A 24,122-nucleotide genomic window follows, 5' to 3' on the forward strand; every position below is an offset into this window, starting at 1 on the left:
CGAAATTCTTACAGCGCCCGTTGCCCTTGCGAACCGGCCGCGCCTTGACGTAGGAGAGAACCATGGCCGCCGTTGAGATGACCGCCGACATGCCGATGGCCCCGCAGGAGATGTGGGAGCACGTTTCGGACCTTTCGGAATTGGGCGAATGGCTGGTCATGCACGAGGCGTGGCGCAGCGAGCTGCCCGACGAGATCACCGAGGGCACTCAGGTCGTCGGCGTGGCGCGTTCCAAGGGCCTGCGCAACCGGGTGACCTGGACGGTGACGAGGTGGGACCCTCCGCACGAGGTGGCGATGTCGGGATCGGGCAAGGGCGGAGCGAAGTACGCCGTCACGCTCTCCGTGCGGGCCGCCGACGGCGGGTCGACGCTGGGCCTGCGCCTCGAGCTGGGCGGGCGCGCGCTGTTCGGCCCCGTGGGCTCGGCCGCGGCCCGCGCGGTCAGGGGAGACGTGGAGAAGTCGCTGAAGCAGTTTGTCGAGCGGTACGGCTAGGCATCACCGCGGTGTCGTCGTCCTCCCACAGCAGCAGCTGACGCACCGCCGCCCGCGAGCCGTAGGGCTGCAGCATCGTGCTGGCCGGGCGTGGGCGCACCCGTTGCGGCCACCAGAACCAGCGCCCGAGAAGCGTTGCGACGGACGGTGTCATGAAGGAACGCACGATCAACGTGTCGAACAACAGCCCGAGGCCGATGGTGGTGCCGATCTGGCCGAGCACCTGAAAACCGCTGAACACGAACGCGCACATGGTGACCGCGAAGACCAGGCCGGCGGAGGTGACCACCGAGCCGGACCCGGCCATCGAGCGGATGATGCCGGTCTTGAGGCCGGCGTGGATCTCCTCCTTGAATCGGGAGATCAACAGCAGGTTGTAGTCGGATCCGACCGCCAGGAGCAGGATCACGGCCAGCGCCAGCACGACCCAATACAGTTTGATGCCGAACAGGTACTGCCACACCAGCACCGACAGCCCGAACGAGGCGCCCAGCGAAAGGGCCACCGTCCCAACGATTACCAGCGCCGCGACCAGGCTGCGCGTGATGATCAGCATGATCAGCAGGATGAGCGCCAGCGCGGCGAATCCCACGATGAACAGGTCGTACTTGGCGCCGTCCTGGATGTCCTTGTACGTCGCCGCCGTGCCGCCGACGTAGATCTTGGCGTCGGCCATCGGCGTGCCCTTCAGGGCCTCGTGCGCGGCGTTGACGATCGGGTCGATGTGTGAGATGCCTTGCGGCGTAGCGGGATCGCCGTCATGGGTGACGATCATCCGGGCCGCCTTGCCGTCGGGGGAGAGGAACAGTTTCAGCCCCCGCTTGAAGTCGGGGTTGTTGAACACCTCGGGGGGCAGGTAGAAGCTGTCGTCGTTCTTCGCGGTGTCGAAGGCCTGCCCCAGCGCCGTCGCGTTGTCGATCGCGTCTTGCGTCTGGGCGTTGATGCCGGCCTGGGTGGCGTGGCTCGCCAGGGCCAGTTGACGGTTGGTCTCCTGGCTGTCGATTTGGGGCGGTATCAGCGCCACCAGTTTCGGCTGCAGTTCGTCGAGCTTGTCCAGGGTGGCCGTGAGGTTCTCGAACTTCTCCGTGAGCTGGTCGACGCCGTCGAGCGCGTCCAGGACCGAGCGGATCGCCCAACAGGCGGGGATGTCGAAGCAGTGCCTCTCCCAATAGAAATAGCTGCGAATCGGCCGGAAGAAGTCGTCGAAGTTCGCGATCTTGTCGCGCAGGTCCCGGATCGTGTCGACGGTGTCGTGAAAGCTCTGCGTCTCGCTGTGGGTGGCGGCGGCGAGCTGCTGCTGCAGGGCGTACTGCTGCTTGAGGATGTTGATCGTCTTCGCCAGCTCGCCGGCCTGGGTGAGCAGGTCGTTGGCGCGATCCCGTTGATACGTCAGGTTTTCCTGCTGGGCGGCGCTCTGATTGCTGATCACGAACGCGAGCGAGCTGTGCACGAGCGGGGTCCCCAACGGCCTGGTGATGGTTTGCACCTGGGCGATGCCGGGGACGTGGAACACCGCCTTGGCTACCCGGTCCAGGATCAGCATGTCGGCCGGGTCACGCATGTCGTGATCCGTTTCGACCATGAGCAATTCGGGCTCCAGCCGGGCGCGGGAGAAGTGCCGCTCGGCGGCGGTGTAACCGATGTTGGCGGGGGCGCTGGTGGGCATGTAGGGCCGGGTGTCGTAGCTCGTCTTGTACCCGGGCAGCGCGAGCAGGCCCACGAGGGCCAGCGCGCATGCGGCGGTGAGCACGGGGGCGGGCCAGCGGACGATGGCGGTGCCGATCCGCCGCCATCCGCGGGTTCGCATCGCGCGTTTCGGCTCGAAGACGCCCAGGGCGGAGCCCAGGGTGAGCACCGCCGGGCCCAGGGTGAGCGAGGCGAAGAGCGCCACGAGGATGCCGAGAGCGGCTGGGATGCCCAGGCTTTGGAAGTAGGGCAGCCGGGTGAAGCTCAGACAAAAGACCGCGCCGGCCACCGTCAGCCCCGAGCCCAGGACGATGTGGGCCGTTCCGTGGTACATGGTGTGGTAGGCGGTCTCTTTCTCCTCGCCGCCCCCGCGCGCCTCCTGATAGCGGCCGACGAAAAATATCGCGTAGTCCGTTCCGGCGGCGATCACCAGCAACGTGAGCAGGTTCGTCGCGTACGTCGACAACCCGATGATCCCCGCGTTCCCCAGGAAGGCGACGATCCCTCGGGCGGCGGACATTTCGATCAGCACGGTGAAAAGCACGAGCAGCATCGTGAAGACGGAGCGGTAGACGAACAGCAACATCACCGCGATCACCCCGACGGTGATCGCGGTGACCTTGGCGGTGCCCTTGCTACCGATGTCGAACTGATCGGAGATGAGCGGCGCCGCGCCGGTCACATAGACCCTGACACCGGGCGGCGGCTGCATGTGCTCGACGATGTCGCGGACGGCGCCGACGCCCTCGTTGGCCAGCGCCGAGCCCTGATTGCCCGCGAGGAACAGCTGGACGTAGGCCGCCTTGCCGTCGTTGCTCTGCGACCCCGCCGCGGTCAGCGTGTCGCCCCAGAAGTCCTGAATGTGCTCGACGTGCTTCTTGTCCTGCTCGAGCTTGCGGAGCATCGCGTCGTAGAACTTGTGCGCGTCGGCTCCGAGCGGCTTGTCGCCTTCCAGGACGATCATCGCCTGGCTGTCGGTATCGAATTCCTGAAACTTCTGGCCGATGCGCTTGATCGCCTTCAGCGACGGCGCATCCGGGGAGTTCAGCGCCACGTTGTGGGTTTTGCCCACCTCTTCCAGCTGCGGCACCGCGATGTTGGTGATCGCGGCGAGCGCGATCCAGAACAGCAGGATCGGCAGCGCGAGCCGGCGGATGATGTGCGGCACGCGGGGCCGCGTCTCTTGGTGGTTGCTCATCCCGACTTATCCAGGCAGAAGGTGTAGGCGTCGACTTGGTTCACGGTGCGTTCGTCCTTGACCTCACCGTTGACGGTGATCCGGCAGCCCAGGGTGTTCCCGGTGCCCTGCGCCACCACGTTGCCGATCACCGCGGGCTCGGTCGAGGTGATGGTGTACGACCAGGGGAGTGGCGCGTTCTTGACTTGCTGCGGTTGCGCGTTGACGTCGAGGTAGTTGATGGTCGCCACGGCGCCCGGCGCGCCGAAGACCTCGAGGACCACCTTCTTGGGGTTGAACGGGACGATTTCGTTGGCCAGGCCGCTGTTGGCCGAGACGTTGGAGTGGGAGCCGAAGATTCCGTGCAGGCGGTAGATGGCGAACCCCGTGAGCGCGACGACGAGCACCGCCACCAGCGGAATCCATCCCCGTCTGACGAGGGACATGATCGAAATCCCCTTCACCCGTTGGACTCTCGATGCTCAGGCGCCACGGTCACGCTGCCCTGTGAGCGCGATCGTTGGGTATGACCCTACGGTACTGATCAGTACTGCACAAGAGACGTGACCGTACACTTCTCCGGTCATCTATCAACTGGCCTGATATCCGCTGGATCGGGTAAGTCCGGGAATGATGAAGCCGTCCACCAGGGCTTGCACGGTGCGACGCGTGGGCGGCTCGCCGGGGATGATCGAGCGGAAGATCAGGTATCCGGGCAACAGGTCCCAGAGCTCGTCGGTGATTGCCGCCTCGTCGATTTCGCCGCGGTCAACGGCCTGCCTCAGGATGTACTGGATGGTGGCCTTGCGCTGATCGAGGAATTGGTGCTGCATGGCGTCCCGGAGGGCGGGGTCGCGCGACACCTCGACGAGGACCGCGCGGATGGTGCCGGCGTTCAGGTGGCCCTGCCGGCAGATGTTCTCGCCGATCTGCAGCAGGTCCCCGCGCAACGTGCCGGTTTCGGGCGGGACCGCGACCTGGCAGATGCCCTCGATGAAGGCGGCCAGCACCAGTTCGGCCTTCGACGGCCAGCGCCGGTACACCGTGGCCTTGCTGGCCCGGGCTTCGCTGGCCACGGCGTCGATCGTCAACCCGTCGTAACCGTGCTCTTGCAACAGCCGCAACGTCACCGCGAGCAGCTCGGCCTCGCGCGGCGACCACGGCGCCGGACCCGCGAACCGGTCGGCAGTCTGGGTCATGCGCCCACCTTAGATCCGCGGCGACCGATTGCGTGAGTTAAAGACACACTCGCGACACGCCGGGGTTGCGTCGGTGGTCGGTCATAGACTGGCGTCCCTATGAACCATTCCTTCGTGCACCTGCATAACCACACCGAGTACTCGATGCTGGACGGTGCCGCGAAGATCGCGCCGATGCTCGCCGAGGTCGAGCGGCTCCAGATGCCCGCGGTCGGGATGACCGACCACGGCAACATGTTTGGGGCCAGCGAGTTCTACAACGAGGCGACCAAGGCCGGGATCAAGCCCATCATCGGGGTGGAGGCGTACATCGCGCCGGGCTCACGCTTCGACACCCGCCGCGTCACCTGGGGCGATCCCAGCCAAAAGGCCGACGACGTGTCCGGCAGCGGTTCCTACACGCACCTGACGATGGTGGCCGAGAACGCCACCGGCCTGCGCAACCTGTTCAAGCTGTCCTCGCTCGCGTCCTTCGAGGGCCAGCTGAGCAAGTGGTCGCGGATGGACGCCGAGCTCATCGCCGAACACGCCGAGGGCATCATCATCACCACCGGCTGCCCGTCGGGCGAGGTGCAGACCCGGCTGCGCCTCGGACACGACCGCGAGGCGCTGGAGTCGGCCGCCAAGTGGCGCGAGATCGTCGGGCCGGACAACTACTTCCTCGAGCTGATGGACCATGGGCTGTCCATCGAACGGCGGGTCCGCGAGGGGCTGCTGGATATCGGCCGCAAGCTCGGCATCCCGCCGTTGGCGACCAACGATTGCCACTACGTGACCCGCGACGCCGCCCACAACCACGAGGCGCTGCTGTGCGTGCAGACGGGTAAGACGCTGTCGGACCCCAACCGGTTCAAGTTCGACGGCGACGGCTACTACCTGAAGTCGGCCGCCGAGATGCGCCAGATCTGGGACGACGAGGTGCCCGGCGCCTGCGATTCGACGCTGTTGATCGCCGAGCGCGTCCAGCCCTACGACGAGGTGTGGGCGCCGCGCGACCGGATGCCGGTCTTCCCGGTGCCGGATGGGCACGACCAGGCGTCCTGGCTGCGCCATGAGGTGGACGCCGGGCTGGCCCGGCGGTTTCCCGCGGGCCCACCGGACGGCTACCAGCAGCGGGCGGCCTACGAGATCGGGGTCATCTGCGACAAGGGCTTCCCGTCGTACTTCCTCATCGTCGCCGACCTGATCAACTACGCGCGGTCGGTCGGCATCCGGGTCGGGCCCGGCCGGGGCTCGGCCGCCGGATCCCTGGTCGCCTACGCGCTGGGCATCACCGACATCGACCCGATCCCGCACGGGCTACTGTTCGAGCGGTTCCTCAACCCCGAGCGCACCTCGATGCCCGACATCGACATCGACTTCGACGACCGCCGCCGCGGCGAGATGGTGCGCTACGCCGCCGACAAGTGGGGCTCGGACCGGGTGGCCCAGGTGATCACGTTCGGCACCATCAAAACCAAAGCGGCGCTGAAGGATTCGGCGCGGATCCACTACGGCCAGCCGGGCTTCGCCATCGCCGACCGGATCACCAAGGCGCTGCCGCCGGCGATCATGGCCAAGGACATCCCGCTGTCGGGCATCACCGACCCGAACCACGAGCGCTACAAGGAGGCCGCCGAGGTCCGCGGCCTGATCGAAACCGACCCGGACGTCCGCACCATCTACCAGACCGCGCGCGGCCTGGAGGGCCTGATCCGCAACGCGGGCGTGCACGCCTGCGCGGTGATCATGAGCAGCGAGCCGCTGACGGAGGCGATCCCGCTGTGGAAGCGGCCGCAGGACGGGGCCATCATCACCGGCTGGGACTACCCGTCGTGTGAGGCCATCGGCCTGCTGAAGATGGACTTCCTGGGGCTGCGCAACCTGACGATCATCGGCGACGCGATCGAGAACATCAAGGCCAACAAGGGAATTGACCTCGACCTGGAATCCGTGCCGCTGGACGACAAGGCCACCTACGAGCTGCTGGGCCGCGGCGACACGCTCGGGGTGTTCCAGCTCGACGGCGGGCCCATGCGCGATCTGCTGCGCCGCATGCAGCCGACCGGGTTCGAAGACGTCGTCGCCGTCATCGCCCTGTACCGGCCCGGGCCGATGGGCATGAACGCCCACAACGACTACGCCGACCGCAAGAACGGGCGCCAGGCGATCAAACCCATCCACCCCGAGCTCGAGGAACCGCTGCGCGAGATCCTCGCCGAGACCTACGGCCTGATCGTGTATCAGGAGCAGATCATGCGCATCGCGCAGAAGGTGGCCAGCTACTCGCTGGCCCGAGCGGACATACTGCGTAAGGCGATGGGCAAGAAGAAGCGCGAGGTCCTGGAGAAGGAGTTCGAGGGCTTCTCCGACGGCATGAAGGCCAACGGGTTTTCCGCCGGCGCCATCAAGGCGTTGTGGGACACCATCCTTCCGTTCGCCGACTACGCGTTCAACAAGTCGCACGCCGCGGGCTACGGCCTGGTCTCCTACTGGACCGCCTACCTCAAGGCCAACTATCCCGCCGAGTACATGGCGGGGCTGCTGACCTCGGTGGGCGACGACAAGGACAAGGCGGCGGTCTACCTCGCCGACTGCCGCAAGCTGGGCATCACCGTGCTGCCGCCGGACGTCAACGAATCCGGCCTGAACTTCGCGTCGGTGGGCGCCGACATCCGCTACGGGCTGGGCGCGGTGCGCAACGTCGGCGCCAACGTGGTGAGCTCGCTGATCAGCACCCGCGGCGAGAAGGGCAAGTTCACCGACTTCTCGGACTACCTCAACAAGATCGACGTCTCGGCGTGCAACAAGAAGGTCACCGAGTCGCTGATCAAGGCCGGCGCGTTCGATTCGCTCGGCCACGCCCGCAAGGGCCTGTTCCTGGTCCACACCGACGCCGTCGACTCCGTGCTGGGCACCAAGAAGGCCGAGGCAATGGGGCAGTTCGACCTCTTCGGGGGCGGAGACGCCGGCACCACCGACTCCGTGTTCACCATCAAGGTTCCCGACGACGAGTGGGAGGACAAGCACAAGCTGGCCCTCGAGCGAGAGATGCTGGGGCTGTACGTCTCCGGGCACCCGCTCAACCGGGTGGCGCACCTGCTGACCGCGCAGGTTGACACCGCGATCCCGGCGATCCTCGACGGCGACGTCCCCAACGACACCCAGGTGCGCGTGGGCGGCATCCTGGCGTCGGTGAACCGGCGGGTCAACAAGAACGGAATGCCCTGGGCCTCGGCGCAATTGGAGGACCTCACCGGTGGCATCGAGGTGATGTTCTTCCCGCATGCGTACTCCAGCTTCGGCGCCGACATCGTCGACGATGCCGTGGTGTTGATCAACGCCAAGGTCGCGATCCGCGACGACCGTATCGCGTTGATCGCCAACGAGCTTGTGGTGCCGGACTTTTCCAACGCCCAGCCGGACCGACCGCTGGCGGTCAGCATGCCGACGCGCCAGTGCACCTTCGACAAGGTCAGCGCGCTCAAGCAGGTGCTGGCCCGCCACCCCGGGACCTCGCAGGTGCACCTGCGGTTGATCAGCGGGGACCGGATCACCACGCTCGAGCTGGACGCCTCGCTGCGGGTGACGCCGTCGCCGGCGCTGATGGGCGACCTCAAGGAGCTGCTCGGCCCGGGCTGCCTGGGTCTCTAGCTATCGAGCGTGCGGCTGGCCGCACACTCGCGCCCGAGCGTGCGGCTGGCCGCACGTTCGGTGGTGGCCGACTGACACACCCGCCGCTTCAACCGGATGACTACTCCTAATCGTCCGACAAGGAGAACGCGGTGCGCAGCGCCTCGATGGCTTCGGGTTCACCGTCGAATTTGATTCGCCGCAGTGCCGCCTTGCTGATGGCTTCGGTGGAGCCGAGTCGCGCGGTCGCGAGATCCGCGGCGCTCGCGGTCACCGTCACGTCCGGTTCGCCTGCGGCGGCCGTGAGATGACCCTGATCCACCGCGACTTCGAACCGCCGGCCGTCGATGTCGATACGGTAGGCCGCCGTCAACCCAGCGGCCCTGATCGGGTCGAAAGGGACCACGATCAACGCGAGAAATCCAGTCAGCGGCGAGACCGGGCCACCGTCCACGCAGTCAAGGCGATCCAGGCCGAACCGGGCGAGGCTCTGCAGGACAGGTAGCACCCGCTGCCAGCCGGCGTCGCTGAGCGTGTAGACCGTGCGCGCAATCGGCGGCGGGAACTCGGCGCGATCCACCAACCCCGCTTTTTCCAGTTCCTTGAGTCGCTCGGCCAGCAGGTTGGTCGCAATGCCCGGCAGTTCGGCGCGCAGATCGCTGTAGCGGCGTGGCCCGGCGAGCAACTCACGCAGGATGAGCAGCGTCCAGCGCTCACCGAGCATGTCGAGGCTCCTGGCGATCGGGCAGTTCTGGCGGTAGCTCTTGCGGGCGCCCACAAAGCGTTTCTACCAGCAGAAGAACTGTTTCTCAACTTAGTACTTGATTAACTAGTCTATAAAGTTTAAAATTATGTCCAGCTACCCACCGTGTTGAGGGTGACCGATCCAAATTTGGGAGGGAACCGTGACGCCGTCTGTTGCCAGCCGCGCCGGCACCCGCATCGTCACTCACCAGGTGAATCGCCTGGTGGTCGACTGCGACAGCGGCTTTGACGATCTGTGCCGACGGTACGAGGCACTTGTCCCCGATATCGGGTCGGACGAACTGAGGGCCCTGCTGAAAAAGGGTGACCTGGACGAAGTGGTGCGCTACACGGCAAAGCGCACACCGCATACGTTTGCCCGGTTTTGGTCCTTGGATCCCACACCGATGATGCGGCTACTGGGGCACACGACCCGAGTGATGACCTACATGATGGGCAATAACGTGGTGGTGGAGACGATGTATCGCCACAATCCCGCGGTCATGCTCTATGCGCCGCTGCGCACCGCCATCTATGAGGATTCTTCCGGCGCAACCCATTTCAGCATCGACCAACCCTCGACACGGTTCGCCAGCTTTGGAGATCCCCGCATCACCGAGGTGGGCCGGCTGCTCGACGCCAAGCTCGCCGAGTTGCTGTCGCTGCTCAGGCTGCCGGTGCCCGCCGAACTCGAGCAAGGCCGGCATCATGGCTGAATCGACCGAACGATTCCTCGATTACGACGGCACTCAATTGTTTGTGCGCGACCATCCGGGCCGCGCTCCGGCGATCGTCGCGATGCACGGATTTCCCGACGATTCACGTATCTACAACCGGCTCATCGGTCCACTCGACCCGCAGCGAGTGGTGACGTTCGACTGGATCGGCTACGGGCGATCAAGCCGGCGCGATTCTAAAAAATCGAGCGCCATCAGCCGTCAAGAAGAGCTCCTGGCCCTCTGCGACGCCCTGCAACTCGAGCAGGCGGTGCTGGTCGGACACGACGCATCGGGACCCGAAGCCATCGAATTCGCGTTGGGCCACCCGGAACGCGTCGCCCGGCTGGTGTTGCTGAACACGTATTACGGGCGGCAGCCGAATCTCCGGTTACCCGAAATGATCGCTCTGATGGCCGATCCCGCGTTGACGCCGTTGACCGACGCTCTCGTTGACGACCCCGACCAGCGGCTGTGGCTGTTGGCCTACACCGGCCGTCGCTTCGGCATCGATAGGAGCCTTCCCCCCGACGGCATCGGCGTCAGCTCGATCGTGCCGCAGTTTTTCGGCGACGACAGCCAGCCGGATGCGCTCGCCGAAATCCGGTCATGGACCGGCGGTCTTCCCGCGGCCCTGGACCGGCAGGACGCCGTGATCGCATCGGCCCGGCTGCAGACCGTCCAAGTGCCGGTGTCGGTGATATTCGGCCGCGATGATCCGAACCTGACCCCTGATGTGGCACAACACATCTGCGCTCTATTCACGAACTCGGAACTGCACCTGATCGACCGCGCATCTCACTGGCCGCAATGGGATCAACCCAACGAGGTCGCCGATCTCATCAAGCGATCCATTCCCACGCCCGTGTAACACCCCTCAATCGTCAAGGAGACACCTATGAGCAGCGAACTTCTCGACAGTGTGCTGGACGCCCACGGCGGGCTGGCGAACTGGGACCACGTCGACACGGTCACCGCCGAGATCGCGGTCGGAGGGCCGTTTTGGGCCCCCCGGGGCTGGCCGGACCTGGCGCCCACGCTCACGATCTCGATGGATGCCCACCGCGAACACATCACGACCACACCTTTTCCCGGGCCTGATCAGTGTGCAGTGTTCGACGTGGAACCAGAATTGCTCGCCATTCGAGCCACCGGCGGCGAGGTCGTTGACGAGCGCACCGACCCGCGGCCGAGCTTTCCGCCGTTTGACCTGCAGACCACCAAGTGGGACGCGATCCAAATCGCTTACTTCACCAGCGCTGCAAACTGGAACTACTTCACCCAGCCGTTCAGCCTCACCTACCCCGGCGTGCAGGCCAGCGAAATCCAGCCGTGGCGCGAAGGGGACGAAACGTGGCGGCGCCTCGCCGTGCACTTTCCGCCGAACATGCCCAACCACAATCCCGATCAGGTTTTCTACTACGACGAACACTTCATGCTGCGACGGATGGACTACGCCGCCGATGCGACCGGCAATGCTCCCGTCGCGCACTACGCCGACGACTACAAGACGTTCGACGACTTCGTCTTCCCAACCCGCCGCCGCATCTACCGGCGCGGCGACGATGGCACCGCCGACCAACGCCTCGCGATCATCACCGTCGATGTTTCCTCGGTCCGCGTCCAATAAGTGCCTCGAGCAACATGCTCTCGCATCCGCCCGCGCCGGCACGCTATGTTCGCAGCGATCACGACAACCTCAGCGCCGCCTGGTGGTCGTGGGTCGGGATGATCGTCACCGCCCGGCGCGCCAGGTGCAGCCGCTGCAGCGTCTGGAAGGTCTCGTCGCGATCCACGTCGACCAAAGCGCCGGGGTAGCTTGACTTTTGGCGGACCTTCTCGATTTGCAGTTGGTGCCAGGCGGCGTCGCCGGCGATCAGGATCCAGCCCCGGGCGGTGTGGGCGAGCACGCCGACGCTGCCCGGGGTGTGGCCGGCCAAGTCCACCAGCAGGACGGAGTTGTCGCCGAAGAGGTCGTGGCTCGCGGCGAACGTCAGCACCGACGGACCGTCCAGGTCGTATTCGGTGAGGGGCCGATCGCGCAGCGAATCCCGCACCCCGCCCACCGGCGCGACAGGGCCGCCGCTGATCCACTGGAATTCCTTGCGGTGCAGGCGCACCGGAAGGCCCGGCATGTCCAGCAGCCCCGACACGTGGTCCCAATGCGCGTGGGTGGGCAAGGCGAAATCCAGTCGCGGCGTTTCGGGCAGCCGCGCGAGCGCCGTCACGGTGGGCATGGTGTCCGCGGGCGGCTTGACCGCGACACGCAGCACCGCGGGCAGTTGGGCGATCGCCCTTCGCTCGACGTCGGTGCAGACGGCGGGATCGACGATGAAGGTGGCCTCCGGGTGGGTCACGACGAACGACGTCAGCGAGTTGTCCACGCGCGCGGGGCGAAACGCGCCCTCGACGATCGCGGGCGTCGGCACCGGGCGCGGCACCTGGGGTAGCGCGGTCACCGACACGGTGCGGCGGGGATTCGGCAATCCCGCGTCGGCGATGCTGCGCATGAACCGCGCGTCGGGGCGCCGGGGCCGCACCATGCCCCGGACGAGTCCGGCTGCGGCGCTGCAGCATTGGAGGACGGTGGGGGAGCGGACCGGGTCGGGCACCCCGGCCTTCGTGGCGGTCATGGCAGCTCCACCCGCACGATCGCGCTGTCGGCCCACACGCGACGGTCGCGGGCGCGGTGCAGCTTTTCGCGGAGCGACAGGCCCTGGTGGACGTTGGTCACGCCCGGAATCTTGATCAGCGGGACGACGTTCCACTGCCAGCCATAGCGCTTGTGCAGGACGCGGTTGGCCCGCTCGGCGTCCGCGCCCGACAGGATCGTCGCCCGGCCGGCCAGCGTCGACGCGCCCGGGCGCACGCGGCCCCGGTAGTCGCAGGCGGCGAGTTCGACGTCGCGGCGCGCCGCCAGCCGCCGGGTCTTCGGCCCCACCTTGGTCCGGAACACCAGCCCCTCGCCGTCCAGCCCGAACCAGATCGGGGTGTCGACCGGCGTTCCGTCGCGGCGGAAGGACCGGAGCAGGAGGTAGCGAGCGTGGCTCAGCTCGTCGAGCGCTGGAGTATGCATGCCCCCAGTCAACGACTTAGAGTTAGCTCTAAGTCAAGCATCGAGTTTCGGGAGGCGGCGATGGCCCCAAGCCTGACGATCGGGGAGGTGGCGCGCCGGGCGGGGGTGGCGGCCACCACGCTGCGCTATTACGAGCAGATCGGCCTGGTTTCGGCGCCGGCGCGGCTGGGTGGCCAGCGCCGCTACGACGATTCGGTGCTGGCGCGGCTCGAGGTGATCCGCCTGTGCAAGTCCGCCGGATTTGCGCTGGAAGAGATCCAGCTGCTGTTCGCCGACGACGCACCCGGGCGGCCCGCCAGCCGGGCCCTGGCCGAGGCCAAGCTGGCCGAGATCGACGCGCAGCTGGAGTCGCTGGCCCGCGCTCGCGCCGTCATCGAGTGGGGGATGCGCTGCACGTGCCCCTCGATCGACGCCTGCACCTGCGGGATTCACACCGCGCCGCCGGTGCCGTACGCGATCTAGGAGGAGCCGCAATGACCCACTCGCACCCGATCGCCGTGCAGAACTTCTCCCACATCTGCGTCGGCGTCTCCGACATCGAGGCGTCGCGCGAGTTCTACACCGCGGTGCTGGGCATGGACGTCGTGTTCGACGTCGAGCTGGCCGGCGCCGGATTGGACTCGGTGACCGGCGGGGCGGCGCAGCAGGGTCGCATGATCGGCGGCCTGATCGGTGCCGCCATGGTCGAGCTGCTGTCGTTGGGGGACGTGCCCGAGTCCCCGAGCGGCCCGCACCTGGGCTACACGAACATGTCGTTCCGGGTCGACGATCTCGACGCCACCTACGACACCGTCCGGCGCCACCATCCCGACGTCCGGGCCGAGCCGCCCGTCGACATCGGCGGGGTGCGGATGTTCTTCATCTACGATCCCGACGGCACCCCCATCGAACTGCTCGAATTGCCCGGCGGCGCGACGAGCACGGTGCAGCTCTGGCGACCGGATGCCCGGTGATGTGTTCCGCGCCATTGGCCACGGACGTACGCTCACCGAATGACGACAACCGAAGGCCCGGCCACCCTCTGTGAGGCGTTCCAGCGCACCGCGACGATCGAGCCGGATGCCGTCGCGCTGAGGACCCCCGGCGAGACCCAGACGCTGACCTGGCGCGAGCTCGCGGAGCAGGTGCGCAAGGTCGCGGCCGGCCTGGCGGGACTGGGGGTGGGGCCGGGCGACACGGTGTCGCTGATGATGGCCAACCGGGTCGAGTTCTACCCATTGGAGATCGGCGCCCAACACCTTGGCGCCGTTTCGTTTTCGGTGTACAACACGCTGCCCGCCGAGCAGCTGACCTACCTGTTCGACAACGCCGGCACCAAGGTCGCGATCTGCGAGGAGCAGTACGTCGACCGCATTCGCGCCAGCGGCGCCCCCATCGAGCACATCGTCTGCATCGACGGTTCGCCGCCGGGCACCATCTCGCTCGACGACCTGTATGCCGCCGCGCGCGCGGATTTCGATTTCGAATCCACCTGGCGCGCGGTGCAACCCGACGACGTCGTCACGCTCATCTACACGTCCGGGACCACCGGGAACCCCAAGGGCGTGGAGATGACGCACGCCAATCTGCTGTTCGAGATGTTCGCCCTCAACTCGGTACTGCCGACCCAATTCGGCGACCGCGGCACGTCGTTCCTCCCGACGGCGCACATCGCCGACCGGGTAATGGCGCTGTACGGCCTGGAGGTGAACGGCACCCAGGTCACCGTAGTCTCCGACGCGCGCGCGATCGCCGCCGCGCTACCCGACGTGCGGCCCACCGTGTGGGGCGCGGTGCCGCGCGTTTGGGAAAAGCTCAAGGCCGCAATCGAATTCGCCGTCAGCCACGAGACCGACGAGGTCAAGCGGCAGGCGTTGCAGTGGGCGATGTCGGTGGCCGCCCGCCGGGCCGCGGCCCTGGTGGCCGGCGAGGAGATGCCGGACGAACTGGCCGCCGAGTGGACCAAGGCCGACGAACTGGTGTTGTCAAAGCTGCGGGAGCGGCTGGGCTTCGGGGAACTCCGCTGGGCGGTGTCCGGTGCGGCGCCGATTCCCATCGAGACGCTGGCCTTCTTCCTCAGCATCGGCATTCCGATCGCCGAGGTCTGGGGCATGTCGGAGCTGAGTTGCGTGGCGACCGTGAGCAATCCGCGCGACGCCCGGCTCGGCACGGTCGGCAAGTTGCTTCCCGGCCTGGAGGGCAAGATCGCCGACGACGGCGAGTTCCTGGTCCGCGGCCCGCTGGTGATGAAGGGCTACCGAAAGGAACCCGCCAAGACCGCCGAAGCGATCGACGAGGACGGTTGGCTGCACACCGGTGACATCTTCGAGGTCGACGCCGACGGGTTTATGCGGGTGGTCGACCGCAAGAAGGAGTTGATCATCAATGCGGCCGGAAAGAACATGTCGCCGGCCAACATCGAGAACACCGTCCTGGCCGCCTGCCCGATGGTCGGCGTGATGATCACGATCGGGGACGGCCGACCGTACAACGCCGCACTGATGGTCTTTGACGCCGACTCGGTCGGCCCCTACGCGGCCCAGCATGGGCTGGACGATGCGTCTCCGTCCGCGTTGGCGAACCATCCGGACGTCATCGCCCAGATCGCCGCGGGCGTGGCCGAGGGCAACGCCAAACTGTCTCGGGTGGAACAGATCAAGCGCTTCCGGGTGCTGCCCACCCTGTGGGAGCCGGGCGGGGACGAGATCACGCTCACGATGAAGCTCAAGCGCAAGCCGATCATGGCGAAGTACGCGGGCGAGATCGAGGAACTCTATTCTCCCGACCTGCATCCCGAAGTGCACGAGCCCGCCGAAGCCGCGACCGCGCAGCCGGCGTGAGAGGGGGACCGGCGGTGTCAGCGCGCGAAATCGGACGCACGGGGGTGCGAAAGCTGCTGCAGCGCACCGGAATAGTGGACGAATCGACGACGGCGTTGCCGACCGATCCCGACGAGGTGGTCGAGCTGCTCGCGGCCCCATGGTATGACGAGCGGCTGACCAAGTTGGCGGAGGAACTCGGACGCGACCGCGACGACGTGCGCGCTGAGGCGGCCGGCTACCTGCGCGAGATGGCGCCCTCGCTGGACGAGCGGGCCGTCAAGGCCTGGCGCAGCTTCAGCTGCTGGTTGATGCGGGCCTACGACATCCTGGTCGACGAGGATCAGATCGCGCAGCTGCGCAAGCTGGACCGCAAAGCGACTCTGGCGTTTGCCTTTTCGCATCGCTCCTACCTGGACGGCCTGCTGCTGCCCGAGTCGATCCAGGCCAACCGGCTCTCGCCCGCGCTCACCTTCGGTGGCGCGAACCTGAACTTCTTCCCGATGGGCGCCTGGGCCAAGCGCACGGGAACGATCTTCATCCGGCGTCAGACCAAGGACATTCCGGTGTACCGGTTCGTGTTGCGCGCCTACGCCGCCCAGCTGGTGCAAAACCACGCCAACCTGACGTGGTCGATCGAAGGGGGCCGGACCCGGACCGGCAAGTTGCGGCCCCCGGTGTACGGGATCCTGCGCTACATCAGCGACGCCGTCGACGAAATCGACGGTCCCGAGGTCTATTTGGTGCCGACCTCGATCGTGTACGACCAGCTGCACGAGGTGGAGGCGATGACCGCCGAGGCCTACGGTGCGGCCAAACGGCCGGAGGACTTCCGGTTCCTGGTCCGGCTGGCGCGTCAACAGGGCGAGCGCCTGGGGCGCGCCTACCTCGACTTCGGCGAACCGCTGCCGCTGCGCAAGCGCCTGGAGGAGTTGCGCGCCGAGGCGTCCGGCGCCGGGACCGAGATCGAGCGCATCGCACTCGACGTCGAGCACCGGATCAACCGCGCGACCCCGGTCACCCCGACCGCCGTGGTCAGCCTCGCGCTGCTGGGTGCGGACCGGTCGTTGTCCGTGAGCGAGGTGCTGGCCACCGTGCGTCCGCTGGCGAGCTACATCGCGGCGCGGAACTGGACGGTGGCCGGCGCCGCCGACCTGACGAACCGCTCGACGATCCGCTGGACGCTGCATCAGCTCGTCGCCTCCGGGGTGGTCAGCGTCTACGACGCCGGCACGGAACCGGTCTGGGGCATCGGGGCCGACCAGCACCTGGTCGCGGCGTTTTACCGCAACACCGCCATCCACATCCTGGTCGATCGCGCCATCGCCGAGACCGCGTTGCTGGCCGCGACCGAGGACGCCGAGACTTCTGTCGACGGCTTGGTGTCACCGGCGAGCGTTCGCGACGCTGCGCTGAGCCTGCGCGAGTTGCTGAAATTCGAGTTCTTGTTCTCGGCGCGTGCGCAGTTCGAGAAGGAACTGGCCGACGAGGTGCGCCTGATCGGGCGGGTGGAGGACACCAGCAAGTCCGCCCGCGCCGCGGACGTGCGCGGGTTGCTGGAAAAGGCCGACCTGCTGCTGGCGCACCTGGTGTTGCGCCCGTTCCTGGACGCGTACCACATCGTCGCCGACCGGCTGGCCGCCTACGACGACGAATCGTTCGACGAGGACGTCTTTCTCACCGAGTGTCTCGAGGTGGGCAAGCAGTGGGAGCTGCAGCGCCGGATCGCCAACGCCGAATCGAGGTCGATGGAGCTGTTCAAGACCGCGCTGCGATTGGCCCGCCACCGCGAGCTGGTCGACGGCTTTGAGGACCCCACGATCGCCCAGCGGCGCCGCGAATTCGCCGACGAGATCGCCACGGCCGTGCGGCGGGTCAACGCGATCGCTGAGCTGGCCGGGTCGCGGTAGCCGGGACCGGGGCCTCGGCCGAAGCTCCCGCCCAGGCGATGTACCCGTCGGGGCGCACCAGCACGGCCGGGCCGTCGTCGGCTCGCTCGGCCTGCAGCATTCCGGGCGCCTCGACCGGCGCCGCGCCGCGTTCGCGCACGAGCACGAACCCGCCGGTGCGCTGCAGTCCGGTCAACCGCCCCTCGACCAGCGGTATCTGGGTGGCGCGGGTGCCGACCGGCCCGCGCCGGCCGTAACGCAGTGTGGTGCCCGCGAAGCTGCCGGCCACCAGGTCCCGGACCGCGGGAATGCGAAGTAGTTTGGGCGCCAACAGGTTACGCAGCCACCGGGCGGGTCGCGGGTGCAGCGTGACCGCGCGGGCTATCAGCCCGGACTGGATCAGCACCCGTCTGCCGATCGGGTGGCGTTCGTCATGGTAGGTGTCCAGCAGCCCATCGTCGGCGCCGCCCAGCACCGCATCGAGCTTCCACGCCAAGTTCGCGGCGTCCTGGATCCCGGTGTTCATGCCCTGACCGCCCATCGGGGAGTGGACGTGTGCGGCGTCACCGGCCAAGAACACCCGGCCGTGCCGGTATTGCTCGACTTGCCTTTCGTCGCAATGGAATCGGGACTTCCAGCCGATGTCGACCACGCCGAAATCGGTGTGCATGGCCCGGGCGAGGACGTCGACGATCTCGCCGTCGTCGACGGGCTCGGTGTCGGGCACTTGGTGGTCGCGGTCCCACACCATGGCCCGATACCACGCGCCGTCCGCTCGGCCGTAGGGCGCCAGGAACCCCAGGACGTCCCCGGTGGCTCCGACGGTCAGGCCGCCGTCGGAGGGTCCGTCGGCCAGCCTGACATCGGCCAGCACGATCGACGTCAGCACCGTCTTGCCGGGAAAGTCTGCCCCCACCAACCTTCGAACGGTGCTGTGCGCACCGTCGGCGCCGATCACATACCGCGACCGCCAGGTCTGCCGATGCGCGGGATCGTCGTCGTCCTTGGGACGGGCGGTCACGGTGACGCCGTCGGTGTCCTGGTCGAGCGCGATCACCTCGATGCCGCGGCGCAGGTCGGCCCCCTCGGCCAGCGCGTATCGGCGCAAGGCCGCATCGACGTTGCTCTGCGGGGTGACCAGCACGAACGGGTACGGCGAGTCGAGATGGGTCAGGTCGATGTGGGCGCCGGCGAACAGCCGCACGCCCGGCGCGCGGTGCCCGAGCGCGAGCACCTCGTCGGCCACGCCGCGCGCGTCGAGCACTTCCAGCGTCCGGGCCATGGTGGCGAACGCGCGGCTGGAGGGGTTTTCGCTTGGCCAGCGCTCCAGCACGGCGACCGATCGCCCGGCGCGGGCTAGGTCGCCCGCGGCGGTCAGGCCCGTGGGACCCGCGCCAACCACCAGGACGTCGACGTGGTTCATCGCGCCGCTCCTTCCGGCTCGGGGTACCAGCGGCGGACGTCGCCGGGCGTCGACACCGCCGCACGGTTGAACACGAAGCGGCAGCCGGGCTGCGTCGCGTGGGCGGCGTTGACGATCGACTCGAAAAGCAGCGTGTTGCTCGCGACCAGGCGGATCCCGGCCCCGATCAGCACCGCGTCGTAGCGCTTGGCTGCCAGCCATCGGCGGGCTTTTTCGGCGCCCGTCGTGCCGAAGTCGACGAGGCAGTTGTCAACGTCGTAGCCGGCCGCGCGCAACGCCGCGACGTTGTCGTCGTTGGCGGCCCGCAGCGTGTCCCTGGACAGACCCGGGAACTGGGCGAAATCCGGTGCCGAGTAATCGATCACATCGGGATCGAGCCCAATCTGGATGACGGTCACGGTCATGGCGGGCTCCCCACGAATCGATTTCAACAGTTGTTGAACTCAACGCTAGGCGCGCGTGCTGGCGGTGTCAACAGTTGTTGAATACAATTTCGCCATGCCAACGAAGACCCGCGACGGGCAGGCCACCCGTGCGACGATCCTGAGCGCCGCGCGGGCGCAGTTCGCCGCCCGCGGCTTCGAGCGGACCACCATCCGCTCGATCGCGTCGGAGGCCGGCTTCGATCCCGCGCTAGTCATGCATTACTTCGGCAGCAAGGCCGACCTTTTCGCCGAGGTCTCGCGGCTCGAGGTCACCTTTCCCGACCTCTCCGGTGTCGAACCCGAGCGGATGGCGGACCTGCTGGTGCCGCTGCTGGTCAAGGTGTGGGACCCGGACGGATCCTTCCTGCCGCTGCTGCGCGCGGCCGCGACCAATCGCGCCGCGGCCGACGCGCTGCTGGAGGTGTTCGCCGAGCAGGTGGCCCCGGCGCTGGCCGCCGTCACTCCCGACCGCGCCGCCGAGCGGGCCGCGATGGTGGGCTCGCAGGTGCTGGGCATCGCGATGGCCCGCTACGTCGTCGGGGTGCCGGCGCTGGTCGGGATGGACGACGCGACGCTGACCGCGTGGCTGCGACCGGTGCTCGCGCGCTACCTGACGGGTGCCGCGCCGTAGAGTCGGTGACATGCCTCTTACAGGTGAATACGCACCGTCGCCCTGGGAGTGAATCGAGGTCGCGTAAGGGGTGCAAACTTCGAGCGGAGTCTTCGGCTTTAGGTTCGAATCGCGCGAGGACACGACTCCGAACTCACCTTTAGTGTCGGCCTATTCGGCTAGGCTAGGCCGGCCCAAAAGATGGAAACGCGCGATTGGGGACTGATGGCTACGACTATCGCAATGTTCAACAACAAGGGCGGCGTGAGCAAGACGACCACCTGCTTCAACTTGGGGTGGATGTTGGCCTCCCAAGGCAGGAAGGTAATCCTGGTCGATGCGGACCCTCAGTGCAATCTGACCGGTATGGTCTTGGACCTGAGCGGTGAAGATGCGCTTGATGACTTTTACAAGAGTAATCCTGGCCGAAACCTGAAAGATGCTCTGGAACCAGCGTTCAAGTCCCAACCGAAGCCCCTCGCTGCTGTCGACTGCATCGAAGTCCCTGGGCGAGAAGGTCTATTCTAAATTCCGGGCCACGTAGCTCTTGCCGAGGACGAAACGTCGCTTGGTATTGCGCAGCAGTTATCCGAGTCGCTTCAAGGGCTTCGCAATCAACCGGGGAGCTTCCGGCACCTTTTTAGGCTGACGGCGGACAAGTACGACGCTGATTGCGTGATCCTCGACCTCAGCCCTGGTTTGGGCGCGGTAAATCAGAATTTAGTAGCAACCGCGGACTATTTTATGGTGCCCTGCAGCCCCGACGTGTTTTCTGTGATGGCGATCGACTCGCTTTCGCGTGTCGTGCCTAGATGGATCAATTGGGCGGAGCGCGCGGCAAACTTGGAGGTGCTCGCCGACGCTGATTACCCGTTCGTTGCCCCCAATCTCAAGTTTCTCGGTGTCGTAGTGCAGCGGTTTCGCTTAAAGAGCGGTAAGCCTACGAAGGCGTTTCAGAAGTACTTCGATAAATTGAATGACGCGATCTCGGACACCTTGGTGCCGGCGCTCGAAGGGGCTGGGGCCATGCTGCCGGAGCAGGCGTACCGAGACGTTGGTATGGACGATCATTTCGTTCTGGCCGAAATTCCCGACTTCAACACCCTGATCGCTCACTCTCAGCAGGAGAGGAAGCCAGTCTTCACTTTGACGCAGGCAGAAGTAGGTCGCGCGGGAAAGTTGTGGGGAAACCAGGAAGCCAATATTGACAGCTTCCGCGAGACCTTTACAGAGCTTGCAAAGCGCGTGGAGTCACTGACCGAGTCTGAGGTCTAGCTCCCCGATGGCGACGCCTCGATTCGCTCAGTTCGCTGCCAATATTTCACGGGCACGGGAACTGGTTGGATTGGGCCAAGCGCTGTCCGGCCTCACACCCCTCGACTTGACGGACGTGTATCGCGCTGCGCTCGTACAGGCCGTTGCGGCGCTCGACGCCTATGTCCACGACGTTGTTCTGGACCGGGCCGTCGAAATCGTGATGGGCGTCCGGCCTGGGGGTAGCAACACAAAGGTGGGCCTACACTTCGGCGCGGTTAGTGATCTCATCTCAGCGCCGAACACTCTTGAGTTGCAGATGAGATCGAAGGTTCTCGTAAACGAGCGCTTGAGCATGGAAACTTTTCAAAAGCCGGATGACATCGCGAAGGCATTCGCGATGGTCGGTATCGGGGCGATCTGGTCATCCGCCTTTGGACAGAGCGGTGCGGAGCCCGCGAAGATTGCGTTGAGCGTTGTCGTCCGTCGCCGGAATCAGATAGCCCACCGGTGCGATATGGATCCAAGCGCCGTATCCACATACCTAGCTCTGTCAGATGCTGATGCGTCAGACGCGATCGACACGGTGGAACGCACCGTCACAGCTTTGGACAGTCTTCTTTAGGTTCCGTTTGTGGCAGTTGCCTCGATAACCGGGGTAGAGGCGGTTTACCAGGCCGCGAGCCCTGATGGACTCTGGTTGGCGGCCGAACCAAAGCTCAAGTGAAGGTGCATGCTCCCAGTCTGTGTGGCTTTGAAAACGACGTCGCTTGGGGGGAATAAACAGTTGACATCTCCCAAAGTGCCTGACCTGCAACGGGAGTAGGGTTCTTGCCATGCCGCTTACAGGTGAATACGCGCCGAGCCCCTGGGATTGGTCGCGCGAACAAGCCGACAAATACGCCGCGTCCGGCGGAACCGAGGCCGCGGACATGAAGGGGAAACCCATCATCCTGCTGACCACGGTCGGGGCCAAGACCGGCAAAATCCGCAAGACCCCGCTCATGCGCGTCGAGCACGACGGCGAGTATGCCGTCGTCGCCTCGCTGGGCGGGGCCCCGAAGCACCCCGTTTGGTACCACAACATCAAGAAAAACCCTCGCGTCGAGCTGCAGGACGGCGCCGTCACCCGCGATTACGACGCCCGCGAGGTTTTCGGCGACGAGAAGGCCACCTGGTGGGAGCGTGCCGTCGAGGCGTGGCCCGACTACGCCGAGTACCAGAAAAAGACCGACCGCCAGATCCCGGTGTTCGTGCTCACGCCGGTCAGCTGAGGGCGGCATGGGACCATTGATCGGTGTCCGCTGAACTGAGCCAGAGCCCGAGCAGGTCGCCGCTGTCCGCGGCCGACATTGACGCGGCGGCGCAGCGAATCGCCCCGGTGGTCACGCCCACCCCGCTGCAGCCGAGCGATCGGCTGTCGGCGATCACCGGCGCGCAGGTCTACCTCAAGCGCGAAGACCTGCAGGTGGTGCGCTCCTACAAGCTGCGCGGCGCGTACAACCTGCTGGTGCAGCTCTCCGCGGAGGAGCTGGACGCCGGCGTCGTGTGCTCGTCGGCGGGCAACCACGCGCAGGGCTTCGCCTACGCCTGCCGCGCGCTCGGGGTGCACGGCCGCGTCTACGTGCCGGCCAAGACCCCCAAACAAAAGCGCGACCGAATCCGCTACCACGGCGGGGAGTTCATCGAGCTGATCGTGGGTGGGTCGACCTACGACCTGGCCGCCGAGGCGGCGCTCGACGACGTCCGACGCACCGGCGCCACGCTGGTGCCGCCCTACGACGACCCGCGCACCATGGCTGGGCAGGGCACCATCGCGCTGGAGCTCCTCGACCAACTCGACGAGGAGCCCGACCTGGTCGTGGTCCCGGTGGGTGGCGGCGGCTGCATCTCCGGCATCACCACCTACCTGGCCGAACGGACGACGAACACCGCGGTCCTCGGCGTCGAGCCCGCCGGCGCCGCGGCCATGATGGCCGCGCTGGCCGCCGGCGAGCCGGTGACGCTGAACCACGTCGACCAGTTCGTCGACGGCGCCGCGGTGGAACGGGCGGGGACCCTGACCTATGCCGCGCTGGCCGCCGCCGGTGACATGGTGTCGATCACCGCGGTCGACGAGGGCGCGGTGTGCACGGCAATGCTGGACCTGTATCAGAACGAGGGCATCATCGCCGAGCCGGCGGGCGCGCTGTCGGTCGCGGGCCTGCTGGAGGCGAACGTCGAGCCCGGGTCCACGGTGGTATGCCTCATCTCGGGCGGCAACAACGACGTGTCGCGCTACGGCGAGGTGCTGGAGCGCTCGCTGGTGCACCTCGGCCTCAAGCACTACTTCCTGGTGGACTTCCCGCAGGAGCCCGGCGCCCTGCGCCGGTTCCTCGACGAGGTGCTCGGCCCCAACGACGACATCACGCTGTTCGAGTACGTCAAGCGCAACAACCGGGAGACCGGTGAGGCGCTGGTCGGGATCGAACTGGGATCGGCCGCGGGTCTGGACGGGCTGATGGCGCGGATGCGGGCGACGGAAATTCACGTCGAGGCCCTCGAGCCGGGCTCGCCGGCCTACCGCTACCTCCTGTAGCCAATAGGTATGGGTCAACCCGGCTTCGGCGTGGTCAGCGCCGGCACCGTGGTGGTTCTGGTGCTGCTCACGGGGGCGGCGATCTGGGTCGGGCGGTGCGGGCTTGCGCTGCGCCGACTGTGGGCGCGGGTGTCCGGTGCCGAGGTGATCGGCCGGGCACTGACCTGGGCGCGCGACCGGGTCAGCGCGAGGGGATGGCCGTTGGCCGCCCGGTTGCCCGCGGACGAGGTCGCCGGTGTGGCGCTGCTCCTGGGGTTCGTCGTGGTGGCGGCTCTCGCGGTGGGCTTCACCGAGGTCCTCGACGACGTGCTCGAGGGCGACGGCATCGCGGGAATCGACCAACCCGCGGCACGGTGGCTCGCAACCCACCGCGATCTGTGGCTCACCACGACGCTGCGGGTGGTCACCGCCGGAGGCGATCCCCTGTTCCTTACCGCGCTC

At 66.8% G+C, this 24,122-nt stretch carries 23 protein-coding genes and 1 pseudogene; 16 read left to right on the plus strand and 8 right to left on the minus strand.

The window, feature by feature from the left end:
- Positions 1-62 precede the first annotated feature (62 nt).
- Positions 63-494 (plus strand): SRPBCC family protein, encoded by a 432-nt coding sequence (locus A5655_RS25775; RefSeq protein ID WP_067015568.1) that lies wholly within the window; start codon positions 63-65, stop codon positions 492-494.
- Here the strand turns inward: A5655_RS25775 and A5655_RS25780 are convergent.
- From A5655_RS25780 to A5655_RS25790, 3 genes are all read right to left on the minus strand, one after another.
- Positions 442-3,378 (minus strand): RND family transporter, encoded by a 2,937-nt coding sequence (locus tag A5655_RS25780; RefSeq protein WP_067015571.1) that lies wholly within the window; start codon positions 3,376-3,378, stop codon positions 442-444. The genes A5655_RS25775 and A5655_RS25780 overlap by 53 nt on opposite strands.
- Positions 3,375-3,803, minus strand: coding sequence for an MmpS family transport accessory protein (locus A5655_RS25785; RefSeq protein ID WP_369807252.1), 429 nt, complete (start codon positions 3,801-3,803; stop codon positions 3,375-3,377). Before A5655_RS25785 ends, A5655_RS25780 begins: the two co-directional genes overlap by 4 nt.
- A 144-nt stretch (positions 3,804-3,947) precedes the next feature.
- A complete protein-coding gene (locus A5655_RS25790; RefSeq protein WP_067015574.1) occupies positions 3,948-4,556 on the minus strand; it encodes a TetR/AcrR family transcriptional regulator in 609 nt (202 codons plus the stop codon).
- Between the two features lie 99 nt (positions 4,557-4,655).
- Here A5655_RS25790 and dnaE point away from each other — a divergent pair, with 99 nt between their 5' ends.
- The gene (dnaE, locus tag A5655_RS25795) at positions 4,656-8,189 is read left to right on the plus strand and encodes a DNA polymerase III subunit alpha (protein WP_067015577.1); all 3,534 of its coding nucleotides are present in this window, start codon (positions 4,656-4,658) and stop codon (positions 8,187-8,189) included.
- Between the two features lie 106 nt (positions 8,190-8,295).
- On the opposite strand, the gene A5655_RS25800 is transcribed toward dnaE, so the two are convergent.
- Entirely contained in the window at positions 8,296-8,892 is a 597-nt protein-coding gene (locus tag A5655_RS25800; protein ID WP_067015650.1) for a helix-turn-helix domain-containing protein, read from the minus strand.
- A 181-nt stretch (positions 8,893-9,073) separates the two neighbouring features.
- On the opposite strand from A5655_RS25800, the gene A5655_RS25805 reads away from it, so the two are divergent.
- The 3 genes from A5655_RS25805 to A5655_RS25815 are packed head-to-tail and all read left to right on the plus strand — an operon-like array spanning position 9,074 to position 11,258.
- A complete protein-coding gene (locus tag A5655_RS25805; protein WP_082978890.1) occupies positions 9,074-9,628 on the plus strand; it encodes a DUF302 domain-containing protein in 555 nt (184 codons plus the stop codon).
- Positions 9,621-10,499 carry an alpha/beta fold hydrolase gene (locus tag A5655_RS25810; protein WP_067015582.1) on the plus strand — a complete coding sequence of 293 codons (879 nt, stop codon included), beginning with the start codon at positions 9,621-9,623 and terminating at the stop codon, positions 10,497-10,499. Before A5655_RS25805 ends, A5655_RS25810 begins: the two co-directional genes overlap by 8 nt.
- A gap of 27 nt (positions 10,500-10,526) precedes the next feature.
- Positions 10,527-11,258, plus strand: a complete 732-nt coding sequence (locus tag A5655_RS25815; RefSeq protein ID WP_067015585.1) for a hypothetical protein — start codon at positions 10,527-10,529, stop codon at positions 11,256-11,258.
- Between the two features lie 58 nt (positions 11,259-11,316).
- Here the strand turns inward: A5655_RS25815 and A5655_RS25820 are convergent, their stop codons facing one another.
- On the minus strand, positions 11,317-12,261 hold the full coding sequence (locus A5655_RS25820) for an MBL fold metallo-hydrolase (protein ID WP_067015588.1): 945 nt from the start codon (positions 12,259-12,261) through the stop codon (positions 11,317-11,319).
- Complete coding sequence (locus tag A5655_RS25825) at positions 12,258-12,704, minus strand: PPOX class F420-dependent oxidoreductase (RefSeq protein ID WP_067015591.1); 447 nt, start codon at positions 12,702-12,704, stop codon at positions 12,258-12,260. The genes A5655_RS25820 and A5655_RS25825 overlap by 4 nt, the downstream gene beginning before the upstream one ends.
- Before the next feature lie 60 nt (positions 12,705-12,764).
- Between A5655_RS25825 and A5655_RS25830 the strand changes: the two genes are divergently transcribed.
- The 4 genes from A5655_RS25830 to A5655_RS25845 are packed head-to-tail and all read left to right on the plus strand — an operon-like array spanning position 12,765 to position 17,412.
- Entirely contained in the window at positions 12,765-13,166 is a 402-nt protein-coding gene (locus A5655_RS25830) for a helix-turn-helix domain-containing protein (protein ID WP_067015594.1), read from the plus strand.
- Between the two features lie 11 nt (positions 13,167-13,177).
- Entirely contained in the window at positions 13,178-13,657 is a 480-nt protein-coding gene (locus A5655_RS25835; RefSeq protein WP_067015596.1) for a VOC family protein, read from the plus strand.
- A gap of 39 nt (positions 13,658-13,696) precedes the next feature.
- On the plus strand, positions 13,697-15,523 hold the full coding sequence (gene fadD11, locus A5655_RS25840) for a fatty acid--CoA ligase FadD11 (RefSeq protein WP_067015599.1): 1,827 nt from the start codon (positions 13,697-13,699) through the stop codon (positions 15,521-15,523).
- 14 nt (positions 15,524-15,537) lie between these two features.
- Positions 15,538-17,412, plus strand: coding sequence for a lysophospholipid acyltransferase (locus A5655_RS25845; RefSeq protein WP_156765038.1), 1,875 nt, complete (start codon positions 15,538-15,540; stop codon positions 17,410-17,412).
- Here the strand turns inward: A5655_RS25845 and A5655_RS25850 are convergent.
- Both A5655_RS25850 and A5655_RS25855 read right to left on the minus strand, forming a co-directional pair.
- Positions 17,378-18,814 carry an FAD-dependent oxidoreductase gene (locus A5655_RS25850; protein ID WP_067015606.1) on the minus strand — a complete coding sequence of 479 codons (1,437 nt, stop codon included), beginning with the start codon at positions 18,812-18,814 and terminating at the stop codon, positions 17,378-17,380. The two genes, A5655_RS25845 and A5655_RS25850, sit on opposite strands and share 35 nt — an antisense overlap.
- The gene (locus A5655_RS25855) at positions 18,811-19,218 is read right to left on the minus strand and encodes a hypothetical protein (protein ID WP_067015609.1); all 408 of its coding nucleotides are present in this window, start codon (positions 19,216-19,218) and stop codon (positions 18,811-18,813) included. Before A5655_RS25855 ends, A5655_RS25850 begins: the two co-directional genes overlap by 4 nt.
- A gap of 94 nt (positions 19,219-19,312) precedes the next feature.
- Between A5655_RS25855 and A5655_RS25860 the strand changes: the two genes are divergently transcribed.
- From A5655_RS25860 to A5655_RS28080, 7 genes and pseudogenes are all read left to right on the plus strand, one after another.
- Entirely contained in the window at positions 19,313-19,870 is a 558-nt protein-coding gene (locus tag A5655_RS25860; RefSeq protein WP_067015653.1) for a TetR family transcriptional regulator, read from the plus strand.
- Between the two features lie 222 nt (positions 19,871-20,092).
- Positions 20,093-20,377 carry a ParA family protein gene (locus tag A5655_RS28430; RefSeq protein ID WP_231999277.1) on the plus strand — a complete coding sequence of 95 codons (285 nt, stop codon included), beginning with the start codon at positions 20,093-20,095 and terminating at the stop codon, positions 20,375-20,377.
- Between the two features lie 45 nt (positions 20,378-20,422).
- On the plus strand, positions 20,423-21,124 hold the full coding sequence (locus tag A5655_RS25865; RefSeq protein WP_255362038.1) for an AAA family ATPase: 702 nt from the start codon (positions 20,423-20,425) through the stop codon (positions 21,122-21,124).
- Positions 21,125-21,194: 70 nt separating this feature from the next.
- Complete coding sequence (locus A5655_RS25870) at positions 21,195-21,728, plus strand: hypothetical protein (RefSeq protein WP_067015612.1); 534 nt, start codon at positions 21,195-21,197, stop codon at positions 21,726-21,728.
- Between the two features lie 211 nt (positions 21,729-21,939).
- Entirely contained in the window at positions 21,940-22,377 is a 438-nt protein-coding gene (locus A5655_RS25875) for a nitroreductase family deazaflavin-dependent oxidoreductase (protein WP_067015615.1), read from the plus strand.
- 23 nt (positions 22,378-22,400) lie between these two features.
- On the plus strand, positions 22,401-23,681 hold the full coding sequence (ilvA, locus tag A5655_RS25880; protein ID WP_067015618.1) for a threonine ammonia-lyase: 1,281 nt from the start codon (positions 22,401-22,403) through the stop codon (positions 23,679-23,681).
- A gap of 9 nt (positions 23,682-23,690) precedes the next feature.
- A pseudogene (locus A5655_RS28080) lies at positions 23,691-24,122 on the plus strand (PAP2 family protein); the annotation flags it as partial.

This window comes from Mycobacterium sp. 1081908.1, assembly GCF_001673535.1.
GTDB lineage: Bacteria > Actinomycetota > Actinomycetes > Mycobacteriales > Mycobacteriaceae > Mycobacterium.

Excerpts from the sequence above, each read along its gene's own strand:
- A5655_RS25800 (WP_067015650.1), bottom strand. The coding sequence starts at position 8,892 with ATGCTCGGTGAGCGCTGGACGCTGCTCATCCTGCGTGAGTTGCTCGCC.
- A5655_RS25825 (WP_067015591.1), bottom strand. The coding sequence starts at position 12,704 with ATGCATACTCCAGCGCTCGACGAGCTGAGCCACGCTCGCTACCTCCTG.
- A5655_RS25810 (WP_067015582.1), top strand. The coding sequence starts at position 9,621 with ATGGCTGAATCGACCGAACGATTCCTCGATTACGACGGCACTCAATTG.
- fadD11 (WP_067015599.1), top strand. The coding sequence starts at position 13,697 with ATGACGACAACCGAAGGCCCGGCCACCCTCTGTGAGGCGTTCCAGCGC.
- A5655_RS25835 (WP_067015596.1), top strand. The coding sequence starts at position 13,178 with ATGACCCACTCGCACCCGATCGCCGTGCAGAACTTCTCCCACATCTGC.
- A5655_RS25815 (WP_067015585.1), top strand. The coding sequence starts at position 10,527 with ATGAGCAGCGAACTTCTCGACAGTGTGCTGGACGCCCACGGCGGGCTG.
- A5655_RS25820 (WP_067015588.1), bottom strand. The coding sequence starts at position 12,261 with ATGACCGCCACGAAGGCCGGGGTGCCCGACCCGGTCCGCTCCCCCACC.
- A5655_RS25860 (WP_067015653.1), top strand. The coding sequence starts at position 19,313 with ATGCCAACGAAGACCCGCGACGGGCAGGCCACCCGTGCGACGATCCTG.
- A5655_RS25790 (WP_067015574.1), bottom strand. The coding sequence starts at position 4,556 with ATGACCCAGACTGCCGACCGGTTCGCGGGTCCGGCGCCGTGGTCGCCG.
- A5655_RS25775 (WP_067015568.1), top strand. The coding sequence starts at position 63 with ATGGCCGCCGTTGAGATGACCGCCGACATGCCGATGGCCCCGCAGGAG.
- A5655_RS25785 (WP_369807252.1), bottom strand. The coding sequence starts at position 3,803 with ATGTCCCTCGTCAGACGGGGATGGATTCCGCTGGTGGCGGTGCTCGTC.
- A5655_RS25850 (WP_067015606.1), bottom strand. The coding sequence starts at position 18,814 with ATGAACCACGTCGACGTCCTGGTGGTTGGCGCGGGTCCCACGGGCCTG.
- A5655_RS28430 (WP_231999277.1), top strand. The coding sequence starts at position 20,093 with ATGTTCAACAACAAGGGCGGCGTGAGCAAGACGACCACCTGCTTCAAC.
- dnaE (WP_067015577.1), top strand. The coding sequence starts at position 4,656 with ATGAACCATTCCTTCGTGCACCTGCATAACCACACCGAGTACTCGATG.
- A5655_RS25855 (WP_067015609.1), bottom strand. The coding sequence starts at position 19,218 with ATGACCGTGACCGTCATCCAGATTGGGCTCGATCCCGATGTGATCGAT.
- A5655_RS25780 (WP_067015571.1), bottom strand. The coding sequence starts at position 3,378 with ATGAGCAACCACCAAGAGACGCGGCCCCGCGTGCCGCACATCATCCGC.
- A5655_RS25875 (WP_067015615.1), top strand. The coding sequence starts at position 21,940 with ATGCCGCTTACAGGTGAATACGCGCCGAGCCCCTGGGATTGGTCGCGC.
- A5655_RS25830 (WP_067015594.1), top strand. The coding sequence starts at position 12,765 with ATGGCCCCAAGCCTGACGATCGGGGAGGTGGCGCGCCGGGCGGGGGTG.